This is a genomic window from Flavobacterium sp. (genome assembly GCF_035760125.1).
GTDB lineage: Bacteria > Bacteroidota > Bacteroidia > Flavobacteriales > Flavobacteriaceae > Flavobacterium.
The window spans coordinates 1-2,021 of record NZ_DASTTN010000339.1; the positions used below are offsets into that span (position 1 = coordinate 1).

Sequence of the window (2,021 nt, forward strand, 5' to 3'; positions counted from 1 at the left end):
GTTGAAGATAAAAATTCCATTGCTTTGATTGAATCATTTTATACGCATAAAAAACCTGTAGCATTTGTTTGTCATGCTCCTGCCGTTTTAAAAAATGTAAAAGTAAATGGACAATTTTTGGTAAAAGGCAAAAAAATTACTGGATTCGCCAACACCGAGGAGGAAGCTGTTGGATTAACCAAAATTGTTCCTTTTTTATTGGAAGATGCGCTACAAACAAATGGCGGAATTTATAGTAAAACAGAAAATTGGCATCCATATGCTATAGAAGATGGACTGTTAATTACGGGTCAAAACCCAGCTTCATCCAAACTTGTTGCTGAGAAATTATTGACTCAATTGAATTCAAAAAAATAATTAAAGTTGCTAAGATTCTAAGACACTAAGCTACTAAGATTTAAAAACTTAGTAGCTTAGTGTCTCAGTAACTTAGTGTCTCTAAAAAAACTCACTATGCTAAATTTCGAATTATACAATCCCACCAAATTGGTTTTTGGAAAAGGGCAAATAGAAAAATTACCAACATTAATTCCTTTCAATGCCAAAATCCTTCTCGCTTATGGCGGAGGAAGCATTTTTAAAAATGGCGTTCACGAGCAAGTCCGTAAAAGTTTGGATGGCTATGAAATTGTGGAATTTGGAGGAATCGAAGCCAATCCGCATTTTGAAACTTTGATGAAAGCAGTTGCCATTATCAGAGAGCAAAAAATTGATTTTATTCTGGCTGTTGGTGGCGGAAGCGTTATTGATGGCGTGAAATTTATTTCGGCTGCCGTTCCTTTCGAAGGAGATCCAATCGACATTCTAAAAAAGAGAATTATTTTTAAAGAAGGAACTGCTGTGATTCCGTTTGGTACCGTTCTGACTTTACCTGCTACGGGCAGTGAAATGAACTCGGGTTCGGTGGTAACAATTGCGGCGACCCAGGAAAAACTGGATTTTGGAGGTTCGGCTTTATTTCCTAAGTTTTCTGTTTGTGATCCTAACGTTATTGCTTCATTGCCCAAAAGACAATTGCAAAACGGCGTTGTAGATGCTTACACTCACGTCCTGGAACAATACCTAACCTATGTACATGAAGGCTATCTACAAGATCGTATTGCCGAAAGTATTTTGCAAACCTTAATCCAAATTGGTCCTGATGTGGTAGAAAACCCAACTGATTATGCTTTGGCCTCCAATTTTATGTGGAGCTGCACAATGGCTTTGAATGGATTAATTCAAAAAGGGGTTCCTTCTGATTGGGCTACTCATATGATTGGTCACGAATTGACAGCACTTTACGGGATTGACCACGCCAGGACACTTGCTATCATTGGCCCCAATTTATACAAGGTAATGTTTGAAACCAAAAAAGAAAAATTGGCCCAATACGGAAAACGAGTGTTTCATTTAACGGGAACCGACGAAGAAATTGCCTCGGCCTCCATTGAGAAAACCATTGCTTTCTTCCACACTATGGGAATGAAAACCTTACTTTCTGAAAACGCAGAAAATATCGAGAAAACTGCCGATTTTATAGTCGATCGTTTTGAAAAAAGAGGCTGGAAAGCATTGGGAGAAAAACAAAATATTACTTTAGAAAAAGTGAAGGAAATTATTTTAACGAGTTACTGATTTTAATATGCATAAAAAAGGCGTTCACTTAACCAATAAGAACGCCTTTTTAAAATACTAAAACAAAACTAACTAACTCAATCTTCATATTTAAATTCTAAACAATTTATTTATAATCACTTACAACGCAAGTATTGTATATATATTGTGTAAATTCAAAAAAAAATATAAATAATTTATTTTTTTAGCAAAAACTTTATAAAACCCCATAAATTCTAGGTTCGGCAAAAAAATTAATTTGTGTTATTGGTATATTTTTAAGTACTTTTGATGAAATTTAATAAAAAAATGGCCGATAATTTAAAATTTGCAGTGATTGGTGGCGGAAGCTGGGCTACTGCTATCGCTAAGATGTTGTGCGTAAATCTTCCCGAGATTTCATGGTATATGCGAAATGATGCTGC

At 35.4% G+C, this 2,021-nt stretch carries 2 protein-coding genes and 1 pseudogene; all 3 read left to right on the forward strand.

The genetic code is table 11. The features are described 5' to 3' along the window. A partial coding sequence (locus tag VFS71_RS12080; RefSeq protein ID WP_326401541.1) for a type 1 glutamine amidotransferase domain-containing protein occupies positions 1-357 on the forward strand: 357 nt, incomplete at its 5' end. Positions 358-453: 96 nt separating this feature from the next. After that, the gene (locus VFS71_RS12085) at positions 454-1,617 is read left to right on the forward strand and encodes an iron-containing alcohol dehydrogenase (protein WP_326401542.1); all 1,164 of its coding nucleotides are present in this window, start codon (positions 454-456) and stop codon (positions 1,615-1,617) included. Positions 1,618-1,905: 288 nt separating this feature from the next. After that, positions 1,906-2,021 (forward strand): annotated as a pseudogene (locus tag VFS71_RS12090) (glycerol-3-phosphate dehydrogenase); the annotation flags it as partial.

What these genes read in the sequence shown, in the direction of transcription:
- VFS71_RS12085 (WP_326401542.1), top strand. Translation starts at nt 454, where the DNA reads ATGCTAAATTTCGAATTATACAATCCCACCAAATTGGTTTTTGGAAAA.